Annotated in this window: 18 protein-coding genes; 10 read left to right on the top strand and 8 right to left on the bottom strand. The window is 64.0% G+C overall.

The annotated features are described in order from the left end of the window. The first annotated feature begins 202 nt into the window (after positions 1-202). The gene (gene rpsA / locus C9427_RS10920) at positions 203-1,900 is read left to right on the top strand and encodes a 30S ribosomal protein S1 (RefSeq protein ID WP_107649168.1); all 1,698 of its coding nucleotides are present in this window, start codon (positions 203-205) and stop codon (positions 1,898-1,900) included. Positions 1,901-1,976: 76 nt separating this feature from the next. Here the strand turns inward: rpsA and C9427_RS10915 are convergent, their stop codons facing one another. From C9427_RS10915 to C9427_RS10905, 3 genes are all read right to left on the bottom strand, one after another. Continuing rightward, positions 1,977-2,684 (bottom strand): SDR family NAD(P)-dependent oxidoreductase, encoded by a 708-nt coding sequence (locus C9427_RS10915; RefSeq protein WP_107649167.1) that lies wholly within the window; start codon positions 2,682-2,684, stop codon positions 1,977-1,979. A gap of 111 nt (positions 2,685-2,795) precedes the next feature. Then, positions 2,796-3,587, bottom strand: a complete 792-nt coding sequence (locus tag C9427_RS10910; RefSeq protein WP_167434312.1) for a capsular polysaccharide synthesis protein — start codon at positions 3,585-3,587, stop codon at positions 2,796-2,798. A 152-nt stretch (positions 3,588-3,739) separates the two neighbouring features. Further along, positions 3,740-5,317, bottom strand: a complete 1,578-nt coding sequence (locus tag C9427_RS10905; protein WP_107649165.1) for a 5-guanidino-2-oxopentanoate decarboxylase — start codon at positions 5,315-5,317, stop codon at positions 3,740-3,742. A 231-nt stretch (positions 5,318-5,548) separates the two neighbouring features. Here C9427_RS10905 and C9427_RS10900 point away from each other — a divergent pair, with 231 nt between their 5' ends. The 7 genes from C9427_RS10900 to C9427_RS10870 all read left to right on the top strand — a co-directional run bounded on the left by C9427_RS10900 (position 5,549) and on the right by C9427_RS10870 (position 11,872). Beyond that, entirely contained in the window at positions 5,549-6,361 is an 813-nt protein-coding gene (locus tag C9427_RS10900) for an ABC transporter ATP-binding protein (protein ID WP_107649164.1), read from the top strand. Between the two features lie 50 nt (positions 6,362-6,411). Further along, complete coding sequence (locus tag C9427_RS10895) at positions 6,412-7,206, top strand: transporter substrate-binding domain-containing protein (protein WP_107649163.1); 795 nt, start codon at positions 6,412-6,414, stop codon at positions 7,204-7,206. 186 nt (positions 7,207-7,392) lie between these two features. After that, on the top strand, positions 7,393-8,058 hold the full coding sequence (locus C9427_RS10890) for an ABC transporter permease (protein WP_167434311.1): 666 nt from the start codon (positions 7,393-7,395) through the stop codon (positions 8,056-8,058). After that, complete coding sequence (locus C9427_RS10885) at positions 8,058-8,867, top strand: ABC transporter permease (protein WP_107649161.1); 810 nt, start codon at positions 8,058-8,060, stop codon at positions 8,865-8,867. The genes C9427_RS10890 and C9427_RS10885 overlap by 1 nt, the downstream gene beginning before the upstream one ends. Before the next feature lie 92 nt (positions 8,868-8,959). Further along, complete coding sequence (locus C9427_RS10880; RefSeq protein WP_107649160.1) at positions 8,960-9,961, top strand: Ldh family oxidoreductase; 1,002 nt, start codon at positions 8,960-8,962, stop codon at positions 9,959-9,961. A gap of 371 nt (positions 9,962-10,332) precedes the next feature. Then, positions 10,333-10,785 carry a DoxX family protein gene (locus C9427_RS10875; RefSeq protein ID WP_107649159.1) on the top strand — a complete coding sequence of 151 codons (453 nt, stop codon included), beginning with the start codon at positions 10,333-10,335 and terminating at the stop codon, positions 10,783-10,785. Between the two features lie 112 nt (positions 10,786-10,897). Continuing rightward, complete coding sequence (locus C9427_RS10870; protein ID WP_107649158.1) at positions 10,898-11,872, top strand: complex I NDUFA9 subunit family protein; 975 nt, start codon at positions 10,898-10,900, stop codon at positions 11,870-11,872. Between the two features lie 20 nt (positions 11,873-11,892). On the opposite strand, the gene C9427_RS10865 is transcribed toward C9427_RS10870, so the two are convergent. Then, complete coding sequence (locus tag C9427_RS10865; RefSeq protein ID WP_107649157.1) at positions 11,893-13,266, bottom strand: cytochrome P450; 1,374 nt, start codon at positions 13,264-13,266, stop codon at positions 11,893-11,895. A gap of 386 nt (positions 13,267-13,652) precedes the next feature. On the opposite strand from C9427_RS10865, the gene gyrB reads away from it, so the two are divergent. Both gyrB and C9427_RS10855 read left to right on the top strand, forming a co-directional pair. Continuing rightward, positions 13,653-16,124, top strand: a complete 2,472-nt coding sequence (gene gyrB, locus C9427_RS10860; RefSeq protein ID WP_107649156.1) for a DNA topoisomerase (ATP-hydrolyzing) subunit B — start codon at positions 13,653-13,655, stop codon at positions 16,122-16,124. A gap of 232 nt (positions 16,125-16,356) precedes the next feature. After that, complete coding sequence (locus C9427_RS10855; protein ID WP_107649155.1) at positions 16,357-17,268, top strand: hypothetical protein; 912 nt, start codon at positions 16,357-16,359, stop codon at positions 17,266-17,268. 102 nt (positions 17,269-17,370) lie between these two features. On the opposite strand, the gene C9427_RS10850 is transcribed toward C9427_RS10855, so the two are convergent. The 4 genes from C9427_RS10850 to C9427_RS10835 form a co-directional block, all read right to left on the bottom strand. Next, positions 17,371-18,840 (bottom strand): hypothetical protein, encoded by a 1,470-nt coding sequence (locus C9427_RS10850; RefSeq protein ID WP_245437045.1) that lies wholly within the window; start codon positions 18,838-18,840, stop codon positions 17,371-17,373. Positions 18,841-18,972: 132 nt separating this feature from the next. After that, on the bottom strand, positions 18,973-20,370 hold the full coding sequence (locus C9427_RS10845; RefSeq protein WP_107649153.1) for an NAD(P)(+) transhydrogenase (Re/Si-specific) subunit beta: 1,398 nt from the start codon (positions 20,368-20,370) through the stop codon (positions 18,973-18,975). 7 nt (positions 20,371-20,377) lie between these two features. Then, positions 20,378-20,803 carry an NAD(P) transhydrogenase subunit alpha part 2 gene (locus C9427_RS10840; RefSeq protein WP_107649152.1) on the bottom strand — a complete coding sequence of 142 codons (426 nt, stop codon included), beginning with the start codon at positions 20,801-20,803 and terminating at the stop codon, positions 20,378-20,380. After that, the gene (locus tag C9427_RS10835; RefSeq protein WP_107649151.1) at positions 20,803-22,098 is read right to left on the bottom strand and encodes a Re/Si-specific NAD(P)(+) transhydrogenase subunit alpha; all 1,296 of its coding nucleotides are present in this window, start codon (positions 22,096-22,098) and stop codon (positions 20,803-20,805) included. Before C9427_RS10835 ends, C9427_RS10840 begins: the two co-directional genes overlap by 1 nt. Positions 22,099-22,125 lie beyond the last annotated feature (27 nt).

Below are 22,125 nucleotides of genomic sequence, written 5' to 3'. Positions count from 1 at the left end.
GTTTTCCCGCTGTTGCCGATTGCCGGCAGCGCAAAAGATACCCATATCGGGCACGAACCAGCCTGCCAGCATTCTTCATGCGCCGGAATTGCCGCTTAGGCGGCCAAGGGTTTTTTGGAAAGCCCGGAACGCCGGCAGGCCAACGCAACGCTAACCCACGGCGCCCGCCCCGCTTGAGATGCGAGGCATTCCAGGAGAAAATATGTCAGCTGCAAATCCCACTCGCGATGATTTCGCGAGCCTGCTCGAAGAATCTTTTACCGCCGGCCATTCCGGCGAAGGCCAGGTCGTCAAGGGCACGATCACCGCGATCGAAAAGGACATGGCTATCATCGATGTCGGCCTCAAGGTCGAAGGCCGCGTGCCGCTGAAGGAATTCGGCGTCAAGGGCAAGGACTCCACCCTCAAGGTCGGCGATACGGTCGAAGTCTATGTCGAGCGCATCGAGAACGCGCTTGGCGAAGCGATGCTTTCCCGTGAAAAGGCCCGCCGCGAAGAGAGCTGGGTCCGACTCGAAGAGAAGTTCACCAAGGGTGAGCGCGTCGAAGGCGTCATCTTCAACCAGGTCAAGGGCGGCTTCACCGTCGACCTCGACGGCGCCGTGGCCTTCCTGCCGCGCAGCCAGGTCGATATCCGCCCGATCCGCGACGTCTCGCCGCTGATGCACAACCCGCAGCCCTTCGAGATCCTCAAGATGGATCGCCGCCGCGGCAACATCGTGGTGTCGCGCCGCACTGTGCTCGAAGAGAGCCGCGCTGAACAGCGTTCGGAAATCGTGCAGAACCTCGAAGAGGGCCAGGTGGTCGAAGGCGTCGTCAAGAACATCACCGATTACGGTGCGTTCGTCGACCTCGGCGGCATCGATGGCCTGCTGCACGTCACCGACATGGCATGGCGCCGCGTCAACCATCCGACCGAAATCCTCAACATCGGCCAGACGGTCAAGGTACAGATCATCCGGATCAACCAGGAAACCCACCGCATCTCGCTCGGCATGAAGCAGCTCGAGAGCGATCCGTGGTCGGAGATCGGCACCAAGTTCCCGATCGGCAAGAAGATCAAGGGCACCGTCACCAACATCACCGACTACGGCGCGTTCGTCGAGCTGGAGCCGGGCATCGAAGGCCTCATCCACGTTTCGGAAATGTCGTGGACGAAGAAGAACGTGCATCCCGGCAAGATCCTGTCGACGACGCAGGAAGTCGACGTGGTGGTGCTCGAGGTCGATCCGGCCAAGCGCCGCATCTCGCTCGGCCTCAAGCAGACGCTTGAGAATCCGTGGCAGGCTTTCGCCAGCAGCCATCCGGTCGGCAGCCAGGTCGAGGGCGAGGTCAAGAACAAGACCGAGTTCGGCCTGTTCATCGGTCTCGAAGGCGACGTGGACGGCATGGTGCACCTCTCCGACCTCGACTGGACCCGTCCGGGCGAGCAGGTCATCGAAGAGTACAATCGCGGCGACATGGTCAAGGCGCAGGTGCTCGACGTCGACATCGAGAAGGAGCGCATCTCGCTCGGCATCAAGCAGCTGGCCAAGGATACGGTCGGCGAAGCGGCGACTTCAGGCGAACTGCGCAAGAACGCGGTCGTCACCTGCGAAGTCATCGGCGTCAAGGATGGCGGCCTGGAAGTGCGGCTGGTCGACAGCGGCATCGAGACCTTCATCAAGCGCTCCGATCTGAGCCGCGACCGCGACGAGCAGCGCCCCGAGCGCTTCACCATCGGCCAGAAGGTCGACGCCCGCGTCATCGCCTTCGACAAGAAGACCCGCAAGCTGCAGGTCTCGATCAAGGCGCTGGAAATCGCCGAGGAGAAGGAAGCGGTCGCCCAGTACGGCTCGACCGACTCCGGCGCTTCGCTGGGCGACATCCTGGGCGCAGCGCTGAAGAAGCAGGGCAGCTAAGAGCCTTCGCACCAACTAAAAAACAAACCCCGCCGGAGCGATCCGGCGGGGTTTTTCTTTGGCCGTGCTTGAGCGCTCAGGCCCTGCCGTATAGCGGCACCAGCGTGCCGCTCATCGCCAGATTAGCCGGCGAAGCGAGATAGGCGACGGCCTCGGCCGCCGCTTCGAGGCTGACCCATCTGCCGAAATCGGCGTCGGGCATATCAGCCCGGTTGGCCGGCGTGTCGAGGGTCGAGGGCGCAACCGCATTGACCAATATGCCCTTGCCCTTCAGCTCTTCCGCCATCGCCAGTGTCATCGCCGCGACCGCCGCCTTGCTGGCGGCATAGGCGACCATGCCGGAGCCACGCCTGGGATCGAGCCCGGCGCGCGCCGTGATGTTGACGATGCGGCCGGATGTTTCGGCCGCCAGCATCGAGCGTATCGCGGCGCGGCAGCACAGGAAGGTGGTGCGGGCGTTGGTGTCCATCATTTCGGCGAAGGACGCGGATTCGATCTTTTCCACCGGCGCTGCGGTAAAGCCGCCGGCCAGATGGATGGACGCCCACAAATCCGGAACGCCGTCATAAAACGCATCGACCTTGGCGGGGTCGGCGAGGTCGACATTGTGCGCCAGCTTGACGCGCTCATGTGCCGGATAGGGAAAATGCCCGGGCGCGGCGGCATGGGCGTTGGGCACATGGCAAATCGCCCCCTCACCCAACAGTTTGCCGACAACCGCGCCGCCAAGCGCCCCGGTGCCGCCAGTGACCACAATATGCCTGCCCTCTAGTGTTTCCGTCATCGTCGACCGCTCCAGTCATTCTTGTACTTGCGCCGCGCCGGTGGCGAACGTCGCGCCTTTCGCGTCGTCACTCAACTGAAATTTCGTTGACGCTAGATCGTTCGGCGTAGATCAAGCGGCCGGCCATCCTTCGATGATCGCGTCCCATAGCAGGCGGTCCCCTGTCGCCGGCCGCGGGTTCCTGTGGGTCAGCTTGTGCAGCCAGAAACGATCGAAGACCGCGCGATGGGCGGCTTCGTCAAAGGGGTTGAAGAGCTGCCATTGCAGTTCATGCGGCTGGGCCGCACCGATTTGCGGCATGCGCAGGAAATCACGTCGAAGCCGCCGGTGCAAAAGCAGCGAGGCCTCAAAATGGTAGGGGAACATGAAATACTCATGAAGCCCGTCATATTTCTGCCAGTAGTCCGCCAGGCCATGAAGCACCGTTTCGATCAGCGGATGCCCTTTGCGGGCGTGTATGAACCAGGTTTCCACCAGCCTCGGATGGCGGGTCGTTTCCCGCAGGATGTAGAAATCCTCGCGCTCGATTTCGACTGGAACAGGCTGTCGCAGCAGGATCGTGGCGTCCAGCCATGTTCCGCCATGCCGATGAAGCAGGCTCAAGCGAATGAAATTGGAGAAATGCTGCCGGCTCATCAGGGTGCGCTTGTCCCAGATGTGGCCGGGCAGGTCGATATGGCTCTCGATGGTCTTGTCGTCGAGCACGACGAGTTGGCGATCGCCCTTGTTACGTTGCACGGAGCGCAGGCATGCCTTGACCACTGGCGGCGCTTGCTCGACACCTTGCCCCCAGTACTGCCAGATCGGGCCGAGGCCACCGGCCGGCGTGCTGGCGGAACACCATTGCGAATGATCGACAGCAATGTGGCGAGCCCGCCAAAGGCTCTTGCGCGCATAGCTCATGCAAAGCTTCGCGGCACGTCTGCGCAAAGGCCAGGGCAAGGCCGGTGAGGATGCGGCCCAGCGCGCCGGGGCGACATACGCAGATGTCAGCGGATCGCGGATCGGCTTCAATTTGCTGAAAACCATCCGACAGTCATGATTTCCAGCCACGCTCAATCGACGGTGATTTCGATGACATATGGCAGTCCCGTAGCCCGCGCGCGCTTGAGCGCGTCCGCCAGATGCCCGATATCGGCGAGCCGTTCGGCGGCGATGCCATAGGCCTCGGCCAGCTTGCAGAAATCCGGCGGCGCGGGCGAGACGCCGACCGGCTCGACGCCGACATCGAGCATCGAGGTTTCGATTTCGCGATAGCCGCGATTGTTCCAAACGACGAAGATCACCGGCGCGGCCGCATCGAGTGCGGCGCCCAGTTCCGGCAAGGTGAACTGGAAGCCGCCATCGCCAGTGAGGCAAACCACCGGCGCGTCGGGCACGGCGAGCGCGGCGCCGATGGCCGCCGGCGGGCCGAAGCCGAGCGCGCCGAATCCGGTGGCGGCGTTGAACCAGCCGCCGGGCCGGTCATGATCGTAATAGAGATTGGCGGCGTAGACCGGCTGCGTCGAATCGCCGACGATGATGGCGCCCGGCAAGGCATCGCGGATCATTTCCACCGCGCGTATCTGGGCGGTGAAGGCCGGGCTGACTTCGGCAAGGGCGGCCTTTCGTGTGGCGGCGGCGCGAGCCTGGCCGTCGCCCGACGCGGCCGATCCGCCGATCCGGTCGAGCAGGGCCTCGATCGCCTCGGCGCAATCCGCCTGGATGGAGACGGTCGGCGGGCGTCGCGCAAGCTGGTCGGCGTCGATGTCGATGCGGATCAGATTGGCCGGCGGGACAAAGCCGCCGTCGCCATAGCCATCATAGTCGGTCGGACCGAATTCGGTGCCGGCGGCGATGACAAGGTCCGCCTCGGCGATCAGCGCGCGCACCGCCTTCAGGCTGGGGCTCGCCGGCACGCCAAGGGGATGGCGATACAGCAAGCCGCGCGCATTGGTAGTCTGGACAACCGGCGCTCCCAGCCTTTCGGCAAGACGCTTCAGCGGCGACTCGGCCTTCTTGGCGCCGCCGCCGGCAAGGATGACAGGGCGGCGCGCGGCGGCGACGAGTTCCGCCGCCTTGGCAATGGCTGCGCCATCGGGTACGGGCGGCGCTGCATTGCTCAGCACGGCGACGAGACCGTCGGCCGGCTTGACCATGATGTCGGTCGGGATCTCTATATGAACCGGGCCGGGACGTGACGACGAAAACACGGAGAAGGCCCGCGCCAGCACGCCGGGCAGTTCGTCAGCCCCGGTGATGCGGTGCGAAAACAGCGCGACCTTTTCCATCATGCCGCGCTGGTCGGGCAATTCGTGCAGATGGCCAAGCCCCTTGCCCAGCGTCGGCGTGGCGTTGACGCCCGATATCACCAGCATCGGCACCGAATCGGCGCGCGCCTGGCCCATGGCGGTAATGGTGTTGGTCAGCCCCGGCCCGGTGATGACGAAGGCGACGCCCGGCCTGCCGCTGGCGCGCGCATAGCCGTCCGCCATGAAGCCGGCGCCCTGCTCGTGGCGCGGCGTGACGTGGCGGATCTTCGACCGGGCCAGGCCGCGATAGAGCTCGACCGTATGCACGCCGGGAATGCCGAAGACGGTGTCGACGCCGTGAGCTTCGAGCAAGGTGATGAGCGCTTCGCCGACTGTCGTCATTGCGCGGCCATGGTCCGCGACCCGTATGTTTTACCCACCAAATGCTCCTGCGATGTCCCCTGCCGCCAATAACCACTACAGCAAGCTGCGATCAATGGTCCAAAAACCATGGTTGACGGAGGCAAGCGGAACGGTCCATCTTGAGAATGGGAATTCGGTCCAGTGACGGTTAATGGGTAAAAGATTTCAGCTGCGACGGATCCGGCCGTCCTACCGGGCGCCGGCAAGGTGATGGCGCCGGGCGCAGCACCCGCACTGGAGCATTTGGCGCAAAACGGCGCCGCCGAAGCCATCCATGTCGAGAACCTGCACAAGAAATTCGGCGAACTGCACGTGCTGAAGGGCGTTTCGCTGTCGGCGCGCGACGGCGAGGTCATCGCCATTATCGGCGGCTCAGGCTCGGGCAAATCGACGCTGCTGCGCTGCATCAACTGCCTGGAAAACCCGACCAGCGGCATCATCCGCGTCAATGGCGAGGAGATCAAGCTGAAGGCCGACAGCCATGGCCATACCGTACCCGCCGACCGCAAGCAAATCGAACGCATCCGCTCCAAGCTCGGCATGGTCTTCCAGAATTTCAATCTGTGGAGCCACATGACGCTGATCGAGAACGTCATCGAGGTTCCGGTGCATGTGCTCGGCGTCAAGCGCGAGGTGGCGATCGCCGAGGCCGAAAAGTTGCTCGCCCGCGTCGGGCTCGCCGAAAAGCGCGATGTCTATCCAGCCTATCTGTCCGGCGGCCAGCAGCAACGCGCGGCGATCGCCCGGGCGCTGGCCATCAACCCGCGCGTCATGCTGTTCGACGAGCCGACCTCGGCGCTCGATCCGGAACTGGTCGGCGAGGTGCTGAAGGTGATCGGCGATCTGGCGCGCGAGGGCCGCACCATGGTGCTGGTCACCCATGAAATGAAGTTTGCCCGCGAGGTCGCGACGCATGTCGTCTACCTCTACAACGGGCTGGTCGAGGAAGAGGGCCCGCCGGAGCAGATTTTCGGCGCGCCCAAATCCGAAAGGCTCAAGCAGTTCATCCGCAACATCGGCTAGATCGAAGCGGACGAAAACCGGGAACAACAACAAACTGGGAGTTATCTGAAATGAAAACCGTTCTCAAAACATTTGCCGCAGCGCTGCTGCTCGGCGTCGCCGCGATGGGCGTGGCCAAGGCCGATCCGGTCAAGGTCGGCGTCGCCGCCGAACCCTATCCACCGTTCGCCTCGCCGGATGCGTCGGGCAAGTGGGTCGGCTGGGAGATCGAATTCATCGATGCCGTCTGCGCCGAGGAGAAGCTCGACTGCGTCATCACCCCCGTCGCCTGGGACGGCATCATTCCGGCGCTGACGACCAAGAAGATCGATCTCATCGCCGCCTCGATGTCGATCACCGCCGAGCGCGAGAAGACGATCGCCTTCTCGGACAAATATTACAACACCCCGACCGGCATCATCGGACCGAAGGACCAGAAGTTCGGCGCCACGCCAGATGACCTCAAGGGCAAGGTGATCGGCGTGCAGGTGTCGACCGTGCATGCCGTCTACGCCAAGAAGCACTTCACCGGGGCGGCGGAAATCAAGGAATACCAGACGCAGGACGAAGCCAACCAGGATCTCGCCGCCGGCCGCGTCGACGCAGTGCAGGCCGACGCCATCGCGCTTGGCGAGTTTCTGAAATCCGACCAGGGCAAGGCGTGCTGCGACATGAAGGGCAACGTGGCTCCGGACCTCGAAGTTCTTGGGCCTGGCGTCGGCGCCGGCCTCCGCAAGGAAGACACCGAGTTGAAGGACAAGATCAACGCCGGCATCAAGGCCATCCGCGCCAACGGCAAATATGCCGAGATCACCAAGAAATACTTCAACTTCGACGTCTATGGTGACGACCCGCAATCGAATTGACGGCCAGTACCCCAGCAACCGACCACGCGGCGCGGACGGCGTGCCGCGTGGTTCGCCTGAACTCATCCACGCACGCTCTGCAACTTTTCGGGAGCATGCTCTAGCAATTCGGGGGCGACGCCAATCGACGCGGCCAGTATCTTCGAGCTTCTCTCGCCCACGCCGCCAGGCTGGGGCGGAACGCTTTTGGTCGGTCTGCTGCACACGATCGAGATCGCGATCGGCGCCACCTGCCTCGGGCTGCTGATCGGCATCGGCGGCGCCTATGGCAAGCTCTATGGCGGTCCGGTGGTGCGCGATCTGCTGGCGGTCTATACGACGGTGGTGCGCGCCGTGCCGGAACTGGTGCTGATCCTGCTGCTCTATTATGCCGGCACCGACCTGATCAACCAGGTGCTGGCGGCGGTCGGCTATCAGCGCATCGACATCAGCGGGCTGGCGGCCGGCATCGCCGTGCTCGGCTTCGTCCAGGGCGCCTATTCGACCGAGGTGATCCGCGGCGCGATCCTTGCCATTCCGCAGGGCCAGATCGAGGCCGCGAGGGCCTACGGCATGTCGCCCGGTCTTCTCTTGCGGCGCATCACGCTGCCGGCGATGCTGCCCTTCGCGATCCCCGGCCTCGCCAATCTCTGGCTCATCGCCACCAAGGACACCGCGCTGCTGGCGGTCGTCGGCTTCTACGAGCTGACCCTGGCCACGCGGCAAGCGGCCGGCGTGACCAAGGCCTATCTTACCTTCTACCTGGCGGCGGGCGCGATCTACCTTCTGGTGACGCTGGTCTCCAACCTGATCATTGGCCGCATCGAAGCCAGGGCCCGGCGCGGCATGCCTTCGCTCAAGGAAGCGCGCTGATGGCTGGTGAAGCGGCCATCATCAACGCCGCCGCGCGAACGTCGCTGTGGCTGCAGCCGCATCGCATCGTGCTCATCCTGATCGCGCTCGGGCTGGTTCTGGCGGCTGCCTTCTTCATGCGCTGGGACTGGCTGCCGCAATATTACGCAGCGGGACTGCTCGGCATCTGGCGCGCGCTGTGGATCCTCGCCGTCACCTGCGTGCTGGGCTTCCTGCTTGCCGTGCCGCTCGGGCTGGCGCAGGCCGCCGGTCCCTTCTGGTTCGCGGCACCCGCAAAGGTCTTCTGCACCATCATCAGGGGGACGCCGCTGCTCTTGCAGCTCTGGCTGCTCTATTATGGGCTGGGCTCGCTGTTTCCGCAGTATCCCTGGATACGCGAATCCTGGATGTGGCCGTATCTGCGGCAAGCGTGGCCCTATGGCGTGCTGGCGCTGACCTTGTCCTTCGCCGGCTACGAGGGCGAGGTGATGCGCGGCGCCTTTGCCGGCGTGCCCAAAGGGCAGATCGAGGCCGCCCGCGCCTTCGGCATGAGCCGCTGGAAAGCCTTCCGGCGCATCTGGCTGCCGCAAGCCTTCTACCGGGCGCTGCCGACGCTGACCGGCGAAACGGTGCTGCAGTTGAAATCGACGCCGCTGGTGGCGACCATCAGCGTGATCGACATATTTGCCGTCTCCTCGAAGGTGCGGCAGGACACCTACCTGACCTATGAACCCTTGCTGCTGCTGGCGTTGATCTATATGGCGATCACCGGCATCCTGGTCTTTGCCTTCGGCAGGATCGAAGCGCGAATCCCGAACAAAATCGGGTAGGATTTAGTAAGTAGTCAGTAGTGAGTAGTGCGCAGGCAGTCGCTCTCACTACTCGCTAAATCCCTACTCACTACTCACTAGAGGCAACGCCGATGCAACTCAGTCTCGACCAGGCAATAGGACTGTGCCGGATGGCTGCGCTCGGCGCCGGCGCCAATGAGGAAGCGGCGCACTCGCTTGCCGCCTCCATCGTTGCGGCCGAGGCGGAAGGCCTCGCCACGGTCGGGCTTACGCACTTCATCGATTATCTGGAAGCACTCGAGGCCGGCCGCATCGACGGCAAGGCCGAGCCTGTTATCACCAGGCCGGCGCTCGCGGTTTTTCTCTCCGATGCGCGCGGCGGTCTCGCCCATACCGGCTTCGACAGGACGATCGACGATCTCGCCAAGGCGGCGCGCCTGTTCGGCGTCGCCATCTTTTCGCAGAAGAACGCCTATACATGCGGCGCGCTCGGCTATTTCACCGGGCGCCTGGCGGGACAAGGACTGGTGTCGTTCGCCGCGACCAATGGGCCGGCCGTGCTTGCCGGCTCCGGCTCGGTCAAGCCGGTCTATTGCACCAACCCGATGTCCTTTGCCGCGCCCGCCGCCGACGGCGCGCCGCTGGTCATCGACCAGTCGTCGAGCGCCACCGCTTTCGTCAATATCCGCAAGGCGGCCGAGGACGGCAAGAAGATCCCGGAGGGCTGGGCGCTGGATGCGAGCGGCAATCCCACCACCGACCCGGCGGCGGCCATGAAAGGCGCCATGCTCGCCTTTGGCGGTCAGCGCGGCGCCAACATCGCGCTGATGGTCGAAGTGCTGGCGGCCGGCTTGTCGGGGGCCAACTGGTCGCTCGACGCGCCATGGTTCAGCGGCGGGCCGGACAGTCCGGGAACCGGCCTTTTCGTGCTGGCCGTCGAACCGAAGCTGCTCGATCCGGATTTCGAAAAACGCATGAAGAACCAGCTTGATCGCTTGCGGCGGCGCTACGGCGTGCATGTGCCCGGCCGCGCCCGGGCCGACGCGGCGGAGAAGGCGGCGGCGCGTGGCATTACCGCGCCCAAGGCCGTGGTGCAGCGCATCTCGGAATTCGCCGCCCGCTATTCTTCGTGAAGAGATCTTTTTCTTTCCAGAAGTAGCGGATGTCTCTCCGTCCAACGGCGCGGTGGCAGATTTTTTCCGCGTGGCTGAACCTTTTCGCTTGTTGCCGCGACCAATGCCTGTCCGGGGTGGGGTTTGCCCGGACGGTGACATCCGGTCGCCAGGGCTGGGGCGGGCGTCTGACGCCGCCCTGATACCGTCTCAGGTCAGGCCGCCTCGTTGGACCCTGACGCCGCGTGAATGTTGCCCGGAAAACCCCGCTTCGGCGGGGTTTTCTGCGTTTCAGCACCAGAGCAGAAAACATGCTGTCTGCGGTCAACTTTTGTTCATTTGACATCGCCGGACCCGTCGGGCGTTTGCGAGGACCACAAAAAGGAGTCCCAATGTCCGCAACCACCGACAATTCCGGCAAGAGCCTTGTCATTCCAGCCCTTGGCAGCCTGTATTCGGCCTTGCATGATGCCGGCGAAACGCTGCTGCGCGTCGTGGCCGGCATCTTTCTCACCATCCACGGCTCGCAGAAGATCACCGATCCGTTCGGCGCGGCCGAGATGGTCGAGGGTCTCGGCTTTTATCCCGGCGCCTTCTGGTCGCTGCTTCTGGCCTGCGCCGAATTCTTCGGCGGCATTTTCATAGCCATCGGCCTGCTGACCCGTCCTGCCGCCTTTGCCGGGATGTTCGTGCTTTTGGTCACCGTCTGGTTCCACTGGGTCACTATGGGCCAGGGATTTTCGGGCGCGGAAAAATCGCTGTTGTGGGCGGCGATCCTGCTGTTGTTCGTCATCCGTGGCGGCAACCGCCACTCGGTCGACGCGCGCATCGGCAAGGCGTTCTGACACGGCTAAACCAGGGGCATGGGCGACGACACGTCGCCCTTTGCCTTTGGCGCGAAACGGACTATGAAACGGCTCAGCCAAGCCAATCTGGAAAAGCGCGCCGGAGCCAGCCATGACCGAAATCCTGCAGACCCCAAAGCTCGTCGTCGTGTTCGGCGGCTCAGGCTTTGTCGGCCGCCATGTCGTGCGGGCGCTGGCCAAGCGCGGTTACCGCATCAGGGTTCCCGTCCGCCGGCCCGATCTCGCCGGTCATCTGCAGCCGCTCGGCAATGTCGGCCAGATTCAGCCAGTGCAAGCCAATGTGCGGGTACGCTGGTCGGTCGACCGCGCCGTGCAAGGCGCCGACCACGTCATCAACCTGGTCGCCATCCTGCATGAGAGCGGCCGCCAGAAATTCACGTCCGTGCACGAGTTCGGCTCTCGAGCCGTCGCCGAAGCCGCGCGCGCCGTCGGCGCCGGCCTCACCCACATCTCGGCGCTGGGCGCAGATCTGAATTCGCAATCGGACTATGCGCGCACCAAGGCGCTCGGCGAAAAGGCAGTGCTGGAGACGATCGCGGATGCCGTCATCTTCAGGCCGTCGATCAATTTCGGGCCGGAAGACGCCTTCTTCAACCGCTTCGCCAACATGGCGCAGCTTTCGCCGGTGCTGCCGCTGATCGGCGGCGGCCAGACCAAATTCCAGCCGGTCTATGTCGGCGACGTCGCCGAGGCGGTGGCGCGCTCGGTCGAGGGCAAGGTCAAGGGTGGCCAGATCTACGAGCTCGGCGGGCCGCAAGTGCTGACCTTCAAGGAGTGCATGGAGGAAATGCTTGCCGTGATCGAGCGCAGGCGGCTTCTGGTGCCGGTGCCGTGGTGGCTGGCGAACATGCAGGCATCGGTCCTCGGCCTTTTGCCCAACCCGCTGCTGACCAAGGATCAGGTGCTGCAACTGCGCGAGCACAACATCGTCTCCGACGAGGCCGCCAAGGAAGGCCGAACACTTGCCGGCCTCGGCATCCAGCCGCAGTCTATCGGAACCATCCTGCCAAGCTATCTCTGGCGCTTCCGCGCCGCCGGCCAGTTCCAGCGCAAGTCCGCGGCTTAACGCCGGCTCAGTCACCCGGTCTATGAAAAGCGTCGCGTGACCTGCATCGGCAGGCCGCCCTGTGGCTGCGTCGTCAGCTTCTGCACCGGCCACGGCCTGGTCTTGGCGGTGGTGTCGAAACGGAAACGCGACAGCATGATGGCCAACGCGATGATCGCCTCCTGCATGGCAAAGCTGGCGCCGATGCACACGCGCGGCCCGGCGCCGAACGGCAGGTACTGGAAGCGGTCGATCTTTTCGCGATTTCCCGGATGGAAGCGTTCCGGCATGAAGGCGTCGGGCCGGTCCCACAGCTTGCGATGGCGGTGGACGACCCACGGCATCACCAGCACGGCGGCACGCCGAGGGATATAGAGATCGTTCCAGGTTTCTGGCTCGATCGGCTCGCGGTTGATCGACGGTGCCGGCGGATAGAGCCTCAGCGCCTCGTCGAAGGCGGCGCGGGTGAGCGGCATGGCGTCGAGCCATTTCGTCGGATCGGGCTCGCGCGCCAGCACCGCATCGATCTCGCGTTCGATTTTTTCCCGCTCCCAAGGCGCTTCGGCCAGGCAATAGAGCGTCCAGCCGAGCGCGCGCGCCGTGGTCTCGTGGCCGGCGCCGATGAAAGTGATGATATTGTCCTCGACCTCGGCGCGCGTCAGCCCGTCCGGGCCTTCGGCCCGCAGCAGAAGCGTGAGGAAATCCTGCGGCGCCGTGTCGGGATCGCGTTTCAGCCGCTCTTCGCGCAGCTTGACGGTGTCGGCGACGATCTTGCGGAAATAAGCCATGGTCTTGCGGCCACGGATGCGGGTCAGGCGCGGCAGCCATTCGGGCGCCCGCAACAGGTCGAGCGGATCGACCCGCCCCATCGTCTCGAACAGGCGGTCTATCTGCTTGGCAAAACTGCCCGGTTCGCCCGCTATCTCGCCGGAAAACAGCGTCTCGGCCAAAATATCGTAAGTGAGCAGCGTCATGTCATGGGCGATATCCGACGTGCCGCCTTCCTCGTAGCGCGTAACAAACTCCAGCGTGCGTTTCAGCATCGGCCCGGCGAAACCGAAGATATGGCGCGGCGTGAATACCGGCGCCATCGCCTTGCGCGAACGCTTCCACACCTCGCCCTCGGCGGTCAGCAGGCCGTCGCGCAGGATCGGGCGCAAGATCAATTGGCGCACCGTCGCCATCTTATAGTTCTTCGCGTTGTCGACCAGCACGTGGCGGATAAGGCCGGGATCGTTGGCGATGACCAACGGCCCGCCAACGCCGGTCACCGATATCCAGGGTTCGTTGTAGGTGTGCTCGCCCCACAATTCGAGCGGGTTGCGGTAGACGATGCGCATCATCTCCAGCGTCGAAGGCGGCGTCGTGCGCGGCTTCGGCGCCGGCGGGACGAAAGGGGCGGGCTGACTGTCCATGGCGCACTCCGCTGGTGACCCTCAATGTAGTGACTGGCGAGGCGGGCGTCCATGTGACGGAATGTGGACGCCAATTCCACCGAACGCGCCGCTCGTGCTTACCGTGCTCGATGCCTGTATAGCGATCCGTTCACAGATCTGGCTGTGAGACGCGACGGGCGGCTGGCGCCGCGATACAAGGTCATGATCAAATTTCTCAGGAAGCTGCTGGCAAAGGCGAAATAGGGCCGGATCGAAGCTTGCCGCCGGCCGCCAGGCGTTCCCGCCGGAAATGCCTGCAAACCTTGGAAAAACCGCCTTTTGCGCCTATATCTAGGACATTAAAGCGGCGCGATTCGCAGCCATATTCTCGCGCTGGACAAGCGGCATCAATCAGACAGGTTTTCATGAGCGATCAGATCGACAACGCCAACGGCGCTGAGGCCGAATACGGCGCCGATTCCATCAAGGTTTTGAAGGGGTTGGACGCGGTCCGCAAGCGGCCCGGCATGTATATCGGCGATACCGACGACGGTTCAGGCCTGCATCACATGGTTTATGAGGTGGTCGACAACGCCATCGACGAGGCGCTGGCCGGCCATGCCGACCTCGTCACGGTGACGCTGAACCCCGACGGTTCGGTGACGGTTATCGACAATGGCCGCGGCATTCCGACCGATATCCACACCGGCGAAGGCATTTCGGCGGCCGAAGTGATCATGACGCAGCTGCATGCCGGCGGCAAATTCGACCAGAACTCATACAAGGTGTCCGGCGGCCTGCACGGCGTCGGCGTCTCGGTGGTCAACGCGCTGTCGGCCTGGCTGCGGCTGAAGATTCGCCGCAACGGCCAGATTTTCGAGATGAGCTTTACGCATGGCAATGCCGACGCGCCGCTGAAAGTCACCGGCAGCTACGAACAGGACAAGCGTCCAGGCACCTATGACGGGCGCAGCGGCAGCGAGATCACTTTCTTTCCGTCGGCCGAAACCTTCACCATGGTCGAGTTCGACCTCGCCACGCTGGAGCACCGGCTGCGCGAGCTCGCCTTCCTGAATTCGGGCGTGCGCATCGTGCTGACCGATGCCCGCCATGCCGACATCGTGCGCCATGAACTGCATTATGACGGCGGGCTGGAGGAGTTCGTCAAATATCTCGACCGGGTCAAGAAGCCGCTGATCGACAAGCCGGTCGCCATCAAGGCCGAGCGCGACGGCATCACCGTCGAGGTGGCGATGTGGTGGAACGACAGCTACCATGAGAATGTGCTGGCGTTCACCAACAACATCCCGCAGCGCGATGGCGGCACGCATCTGGCCGGCTTTCGCGGCGCGCTGACCCGCCAGATCACCGGCTATGGCGATTCCTCAGGCCTGACCAAGAAGGAAAAGGTCTCGCTGATCGGCGACGACTGCCGCGAGGGCCTGACGGCGGTGCTGTCGGTCAAGGTTCCCGATCCGAAATTCTCCTCGCAGACCAAGGACAAGCTGGTCTCATCCGAGGTTCGCCCGGTGGTGGAAGGGCTGGTCAACGAGGCGCTCGGCACCTGGCTCGAAGAGCACCCGACCGAGGGCAAGGTGGTGATCGAGAAGGTGATCCAGGCGGCGGCAGCGCGCGAGGCCGCGCGCAAGGCGCGCGACATCACCCGCAAGAGCTCGCTCGGCGTCACTTCGCTGCCCGGCAAGCTGGCCGACTGCCAGGAACGCGACCCGGCGAAGTCCGAAATCTTCATCGTCGAGGGCGATAGCGCCGGTGGCTCGGCCAAGGGCGGCCGTTCGCGGCAGAACCAGGCCATCCTCCCCCTGCGCGGCAAGATCCTCAATGTCGAGCGCGCGCGTTTCGACCGCATGCTCGGCTCCGACATGATCGGCACGCTGATCACCGCGCTCGGCACCTCAATCGGCAAGGACGAATTCAACGCCGACAAGCTGCGCTACCACAAGATTATCCTGATGACCGACGCCGACGTCGACGGCGCCCATATCCGCACCTTGCTGCTCACCTTCTTCTTCCGGCAGATGCCGGAACTGATCGAGCGCGGCCACCTCTACATCGCCCAGCCGCCGCTCTACAAAGTGACGCGTGGCAAGAGCTCGCAATATATCAAGGACGAAGGCGCCTTCGAGGAGTTCCTGATCAGTTCAGGACTGGAAGAAGCCTCGCTTTCGCTTGGCTCCGGCGAGGTGCGGACCGGGCAGGATCTGCGCGCCGCCATCGACGATGCGCTGGCGGTGCGGCAGCTGATCAACGGGTTGCACACCCGCTATAACAGGGGCGTGGTCGAGCAGGCGGCGATTGCCGGCGCGCTCAACCCGGATGTGCTTGCCGATCTCGGCCGCGCCAACGCCATGGCCGACCGTGTCGCCAAGCGCCTCGACATCATCGCAGAGGACACCGAGCGCGGCTGGATCGGCCGCATGTCGACTTCGAACGAAGGCGTCGGTGGCTATGTGTTCGAGCGCACGGTGCGCAGCGTCAAGGAGTTCGCGCAGCTCGATCTCGGGCTGATCAACTCGGCCGACGCCCGCCAGCTCGACCGCTATGCGCCGCGGCTGACCGAAGTGTACGGGACGCCGCCGGTGTTGCGCCGCAAGGATGTCACGGAAACCATCTCGGGGCCGCTGGCGCTGCTCAACGCCGTCTTTGCCACCGGCCGCAAGGGCCTGACCATGCAGCGCTACAAGGGCCTCGGCGAAATGAATGCCGAGCAGCTCTGGGAAACCACGCTCGACCCGAATGTGCGCTCGCTGCTGCAGGTCAAGGTCAATGACGCAACGGACGCGGACAGTCTGTTCTCCCGGCTGATGGGCGACGAAGTCGAACCCAGGCGCGAATTCATCCAGGACAACGCGCTGTCGGTGGCCAATCTGGATATCTGAGACCAGTCAGGCTTTGGGACATTGGCATGTTTCGGCGTGCCAACTCTTTCGTCCCATAACGAATTCATTTTGAGAACCGGTCGGAACAGAAGGCCCTTCGGGACATTGTGACACTATCGATCACAATGTCTCACAGGAGGACTTCATGGGACGCGGCATTTTGCTCTGGTTGCTTGGAATTCCGATTCCGATCATTATTCTCATCATGCTTTTCGTGCGATAGGGGGCGTCGATGCAGGCAACCTTATCGACTGTCGACGTTTCCGCACCGACGGAATCCTCTTCTCCCGCCGTCAGTTGGGGTCCAATCATCGCCGGCGCCTTCGCGGCCTCGACGCTGACGTTCATCCTGATGCTGCTTGGTTCCGGACTTGGGCTGAGCATGGTTTCGCCGTGGTCAGGCTCGGGCGCTTCAGTCACCACCTTCGCGGTTTCCACCGCGGTCTGGCTGATCGTGGTGCAGTGGTTGTCATCGGGCGTCGGCGGCTATCTTGCCGGCCGCTTGCGTACCAAATGGGTAGGCATCCACACCGATGAAGTCTATTTCCGCGATACAGCCCACGGTTTCCTTGCCTGGGCGCTTGCCACGCTGATCGTGGTCGGCGTGCTTGGCTCGGCGCTTTCGGCAGCGCTCGGCACCGGCGTCCAGGCAGCCTCCACCGTGGCCTCTGGGGTCGCGATGGGTGCGTCCGCGGGTGCGTCAGCCAATGCGAGTGGGGCATCCGCCGACAACGCGACATCTTATCTCGTGGATTCGCTGTTCCGTCCGGCCGATGCGAGCAGGCTCGCGGCTGCCAGTCCGGACAGCGATGCTGCGGCACAGGCTTCGCGCATTCTGATCGCAAGTGCTGCGGCAGGCGAGATTTCGGCCGACGACAAGACCTACCTGTCGCGGTTGGTCGCCGCGCGAACAGGCCTGTCGGAAGCCGATGCCCAGGCGCGTGTCGACGCGCTGGTCGCCAAGGTGGAGGATGCCAAGGTCAAGACGCAGCAAGCCGCCGACACCGCCAGGAAGGCGAGCGCCACCTTCGCGCTTCTCGGCGCCCTGTCGCTGGTCATTGGCGCTTTCATTGCCAGTGCCGCCGCGGCTCTCGGCGGCAGGCAACGCGACGATGAAGAAGCGGCTCTGCTGACCACCCGTTGATCGACGCCCGAATGGCTTCAATCCTCTTCAAATCCGCTCCGGGACCAGTTCCGGAGCGGATCTTTTTTTGACCTATCCTCCAGCGAGGGTCGCCGGCACCATTTAGCTGGGCTCCAGCTTGCGGCCAAGGTCGACTGCGTCGCGCAGCACGGCGAGATGCGAGCGCGGCGGTGTACCGGCGGATGCGACGATCTCGATGCCGGTCGCCGCCAACGACCAGTAGAGCGTGTGCGTGAAGACGCGGCCGAGAGAGCCGCGCAGCTCGACCTGAACATTCTCCACGCCCGGGCCGAAATTTTCCGCCATCGGTCCGGAGATCGGGTCGCCCGTCAGCCAGCCATTGCCCCGGTCGAAGATGTTGGTCCAGCGCGTCGCGGCAAACACAGCGCCATGATGCACTGCCCGCTGCCGCTTGCCCGAACGGCTGTGCCCTTCCTCATAAAGCATGGTGCCGGCCACCCCTTCGCCGACCGGAGGACAGGCCGAGAACAGCCGCTCGGCAATGCCGCGCCTGAATTCGGCGAGATTGTGAGCCACCAGAAATTCGCTGTGCGTCAGCGGACTGCCAAGGGTGACGAAATCGCTGATCTTCCACGGCAGCGGATGGTCGGCACTCTTGGTGCGGAGCTGCCGATAGAGTTCCCACTGATCGCGCCGGAATGCCGGCAAGTCATCCAGCCGGTCGGGCCATGCGGAACCGTCCGACTTGAGCGTGGCCTTGTCGATCGCGTGGATCGCCTTCAGCCTCGCCTTGTCGCGGACGGCTTCCAGCTTTCGCGGTCTGAAGTCGGCCCACAATATCTGCAGCAGATCATAGGCGATGATCGATCCGAGGCTGTGCGAGACCAGCACGATGCGGTCGTAGGCATCGTCCGTCATGAGGCGCTTCAGCAGCTTCAGGCCACGATCGCGGACAAGCGCGCGCTTCTCGACCGTTGCCGCTTCGGCACGCACATAGGCGGCCACATCGCCGAAATAGGGGAGGCCAAAGCGATCCACCGCCCAAATGATCAATGAGGCCGCAATGGTGACCAGCACGCCGGCAGTCCAGGAAATATACTCTTGCCAGGCCGACACCGCGAGCGTCAGCGCGGCCGCGAGGACAATGATGACGACCAACAGCGTGACCACGTAAAGCTTGCGGGCATCGCGTGGAATATCGCCGGGCTTGCGCCAGAGCAGGGCCGTCACCCAGGCCGCAAGCCGGCCCCGCGTCGTGCCTTGCGTGATGTCGGCCCAGTACAGCTCGTAGAAATCGGTACGGCGACCTTCGACGTCGTAAGGCGTGGTGATGCGGCGAAGCTCGTGCGAATTGGTCCTGCTGTCGGGCGTGATCCAACTCCGGTTGACCTTCGCCCCGGAAGGGTCGTCCGGATCGGCGACCTGCGCATAAAACGGCGCGCGCGCCGGGTCATGGCTCCAGACAGCCTGGGCAAACGCTCGCAGCGTGTCCATGGGCCGCTGTTCGCCCATGCCATGCACGACCACCACCGCCTGGCTGGGCTTGCGCGGCGCCTTTGCGGAAGCCGGCGGATTGGTGACCGGCGATGCGGCAGGGCGAGGGTCGGGCACCGGCACCTCCATCGATGATGCTATCGACGAGAACTTGCCATCGTAGCTTCAAAACCGGCGGCAGGCCAAGAACCAAGAAAAAGCCCGGCGCGGGGCCGGGCTTTTATTGGATCAATTGGCCGTAAAACCAGATCAGTGATCCATGGCCTTGACGATCTCCTCGGTCATCTTCTTGGCGTCGCCGAGCAGCATCATGGTGCCGTCCTTGTAGAACAGCGTATTGTCGATGCCGGCATAGCCGGAGCCGAGCGAGCGCTTGACGAACAGGCAGGTGCGCGCCTTGTCGACATCGAGGATAGGCATGCCGTAGATGGGCGACGACTTGTCGTCACGGGCGGACGGGTTGGTGACGTCGTTGGCGCCGATGACATAGGCGACGTCGGCCTGCGCAAATTCGGAGTTGATGTCCTCGAGCTCGAACACCTCGTCGTAAGGTACGTTGGCTTCGGCGAGCAGCACGTTCATGTGGCCGGGCATGCGGCCGGCCACGGGGTGGATCGCGTATTTGACGTCGACGCCGTTGGCCTTGAGCTTGTCGGCCATTTCGCGCAGCGCATGCTGCGCCTGGGCGACCGCCATGCCGTAGCCAGGCACGATGATGACCTTCTGCGCGTTCATCATCAGGTAGGCGGCGTCGTCGGCCGAGCCCTGCTTGACCGTACGTTCGATGCCGTCATCAGCGGCGGCAGTCGTTTCGCCGCCGAAGCCGCCGAGGATGACGGAGATGAACGAGCGGTTCATGCCCTTGCACATGATGTAGGACAGGATGGCGCCCGACGAGCCGACCAGCGCGCCGGTGATGATCAGCGCCAGATTGCCGAGCGTGAAGCCAAGTGCGGCCGCCGCCCAACCGGAATAGGAGTTGAGCATCGACACGACGACCGGCATGTCGGCGCCGCCGATCGGGATGATCAAAAGGATGCCGAGCACCAGCGAAGCCGCCACGATCAGCCAGAAGATGAGTTTCGACTCGCTGGTGACCAGCAGCACGATCAGCACGATAAGCGCGATGCCAAGGGCGGCATTGATGAAGTGGCGGCCGCCGATCGTGATCGGCTTGCCCGACATGCGACCGTCGAGCTTCAAAAAGGCGATGACCGAGCCGGTGAAGGTGATAGCGCCGATGGCGACGCCGAGACTCATCTCGATCAGCGCCTGGGCATGGATGTCGCCCGCAGTGCCGATGCCGAAGCTTTCGGGCGCATAGATGGCGGCCGCGGCCACCATGACGGCGGCAAGGCCGACGAGGCTGTGGAAAGCGGCGACCAGCTGCGGCATCGAGGTCATGGCGATGCGGCGCGCGGTGACCGCGCCGACACCACCACCGATGGCGAGACCAAGCACGATCAGGCCGAAACGGCCGGCAGATGGGGTAGCCAGCGCCAGCGTGGTGGTGATGGCAATACCCATGCCGATCATGCCGTAGAGATTGCCCTGGCGGCTGGTGGTCGGATGCGACAGGCCGCGCAGCGCCATGATGAACAGCACGCCGGAGACCAGATAGAGGAAGGACGCGAAGTTTGCGTTCATGGCGCTCTTACTTGTCCTTCTTCTTGTACATGGCCAGCATGCGCTGGGTGACGAGGAAGCCGCCGAAGATGTTGACCGAGACCAGCATCAGCGCGACGAAACCGAAGCCGGCGGCAATGCCGGAGGCCGCGATGCCGACGGCAAGCAGCGCGCCGACGACGATGACCGAGGAGATGGCGTTGGTGACGGCCATCAGCGGCGTGTGCAGCGCCGGCGTCACCGACCAGACGACATAGTAGCCGACGAAGATCGCCAGCACGAAAATGGCGAAGCGGAAGACGAAGGGATCGATGGTGCCGCCGGACAGCGCATGGGCGGTGTCGCCCGCCGCCTCGGCGCCGCCGGGCGCATTGGCCAGATTCTGCACCGCGAGCCGGACGGCAGCACTTGCCTGGTCGAGTTGGTCGAGGGCCTTCTGCAAGGTCTGATCCATCACGCGATCCCCTTCGGCTTACCAGCGGACTTCTGGGCAGCGGACTTGCCCGTAGCGGCTTTTTTGTCGGCTGTCTTTCTCGGCGCGGCTTTTTTCACGGATGCATCGGCAACCATCGTCGTCGCCGGGATCGCTGCCGGTTCGACATGTGGATCCACCGTCGCCTTGGCGAAGGCCGGATGCACGACCTTGCCGCCGTCGGTCAGCATCGTTGCCTTGACCAATTCGTCGTCGCGGTTGATGGCGAGTTGCTTCGTCGTCTTGTCGACCAGCGTCTCGAGGAAGGCAAACAGGTTCCTGGCATAAAGCAGCGAAGCGGAGGCCGCGACACGGCCAGGCACGTTGAGATGGCCGACGATCTTGACGCCATTGGCCGTGGTCACCACCTTACCCGGCACGGCGCCCTCGACATTGCCGCCGCGCTCGACCGCGAGGTCGACGATGACCGAACCCGGCTTCATCGACGCGACCATGGCCGCCGAGACCAGCTTCGGCGCCGGCCGGCCCGGGATCAGCGCCGTGGTGATGACGATGTCCTGCTTGGCGATGTGCTCTGATGTCAGCGCCGCCTGCTTGGCCTGATACTCTTTCGACATTTCCTTGGCATAGCCGCCAGCGGTCTCGGCCGCCTTGAACTCCTCGTCCTCGACCGCCAGGAACTTCGCGCCGAGCGACTGCACCTGTTCCTTCACCGCCGGACGCACATCGGTGGCGGTGACGACCGCGCCAAGCCGCCTTGCCGTGGCGATCGCCTGCAGGCCGGCGACGCCGACGCCCATGATGAAGGCTTTCGCCGCTGGAACCGTGCCGGCCGCCGTCATCATCATTGGCAACGCCCGGTCATATTCGGCGGCAGCATCGATCACCGCCTGGTAGCCGGCGAGGTTGGCCTGCGAGGACAAGACGTCCATCGACTGCGCGCGGGTGATGCGCGGCATGAATTCCATCGAGAAGGCGGTGACGCCGGCCTTGGCCAGCGCGGCGACGGCGGCATCGTGGCCGTAGGGATCCATGATGGCGATGACGGCGGCGCCGGATCTGTAGCCCTTCAGCTCTGCATCCGTCGGGCGACGCACTTTCAGCACCACATCGGCCCTGGCGGCATCGCCGGCCTTGCCGATCGCGGCACCCGCCTTGGCGAATTCCTCGTCGGGAATGCGCGAGGCGGTGCCGGCGCCGCTTTCGACGATGACGTCCAAGCCCAGCCCCGCCAGCCGCTTCACCGTATCGGGCGAGGCAGCAACGCGCGGCTCGTTCGCATCGAGCTCACGAGGGATGAAAACCGTCTGTCCCACCGCATGATCCTTTCGGCTGGAACCTGT

This window comes from Mesorhizobium helmanticense (assembly GCF_003034915.1).
Taxonomy (GTDB): domain Bacteria; phylum Pseudomonadota; class Alphaproteobacteria; order Rhizobiales; family Rhizobiaceae; genus Mesorhizobium; species Mesorhizobium helmanticense.
Note: the sequence above shows the minus strand (reverse complement) of the source record. Positions and strands in the feature narration are given on the sequence as shown.

What these genes read in the sequence shown, in the direction of transcription:
- C9427_RS10895 (WP_107649163.1), top strand. Translation starts at nt 6,412, where the DNA reads ATGAAAACCGTTCTCAAAACATTTGCCGCAGCGCTGCTGCTCGGCGTC.
- C9427_RS10900 (WP_107649164.1), top strand. Translation starts at nt 5,549, where the DNA reads ATGGCGCCGGGCGCAGCACCCGCACTGGAGCATTTGGCGCAAAACGGC.
- C9427_RS10855 (WP_107649155.1), top strand. Translation starts at nt 16,357, where the DNA reads ATGCAGGCAACCTTATCGACTGTCGACGTTTCCGCACCGACGGAATCC.
- C9427_RS10885 (WP_107649161.1), top strand. Translation starts at nt 8,058, where the DNA reads ATGGCTGGTGAAGCGGCCATCATCAACGCCGCCGCGCGAACGTCGCTG.
- gyrB (WP_107649156.1), top strand. Translation starts at nt 13,653, where the DNA reads ATGAGCGATCAGATCGACAACGCCAACGGCGCTGAGGCCGAATACGGC.
- C9427_RS10880 (WP_107649160.1), top strand. Translation starts at nt 8,960, where the DNA reads ATGCAACTCAGTCTCGACCAGGCAATAGGACTGTGCCGGATGGCTGCG.
- C9427_RS10840 (WP_107649152.1), bottom strand. Translation starts at nt 20,803, where the DNA reads ATGGATCAGACCTTGCAGAAGGCCCTCGACCAACTCGACCAGGCAAGT.
- rpsA (WP_107649168.1), top strand. Translation starts at nt 203, where the DNA reads ATGTCAGCTGCAAATCCCACTCGCGATGATTTCGCGAGCCTGCTCGAA.
- C9427_RS10870 (WP_107649158.1), top strand. Translation starts at nt 10,898, where the DNA reads ATGACCGAAATCCTGCAGACCCCAAAGCTCGTCGTCGTGTTCGGCGGC.
- C9427_RS10865 (WP_107649157.1), bottom strand. Translation starts at nt 13,266, where the DNA reads ATGGACAGTCAGCCCGCCCCTTTCGTCCCGCCGGCGCCGAAGCCGCGC.
- C9427_RS10910 (WP_167434312.1), bottom strand. Translation starts at nt 3,587, where the DNA reads ATGAGCTATGCGCGCAAGAGCCTTTGGCGGGCTCGCCACATTGCTGTC.
- C9427_RS10875 (WP_107649159.1), top strand. Translation starts at nt 10,333, where the DNA reads ATGTCCGCAACCACCGACAATTCCGGCAAGAGCCTTGTCATTCCAGCC.
- C9427_RS10905 (WP_107649165.1), bottom strand. Translation starts at nt 5,317, where the DNA reads ATGACGACAGTCGGCGAAGCGCTCATCACCTTGCTCGAAGCTCACGGC.
- C9427_RS10915 (WP_107649167.1), bottom strand. Translation starts at nt 2,684, where the DNA reads ATGACGGAAACACTAGAGGGCAGGCATATTGTGGTCACTGGCGGCACC.
- C9427_RS10845 (WP_107649153.1), bottom strand. Translation starts at nt 20,370, where the DNA reads ATGAACGCAAACTTCGCGTCCTTCCTCTATCTGGTCTCCGGCGTGCTG.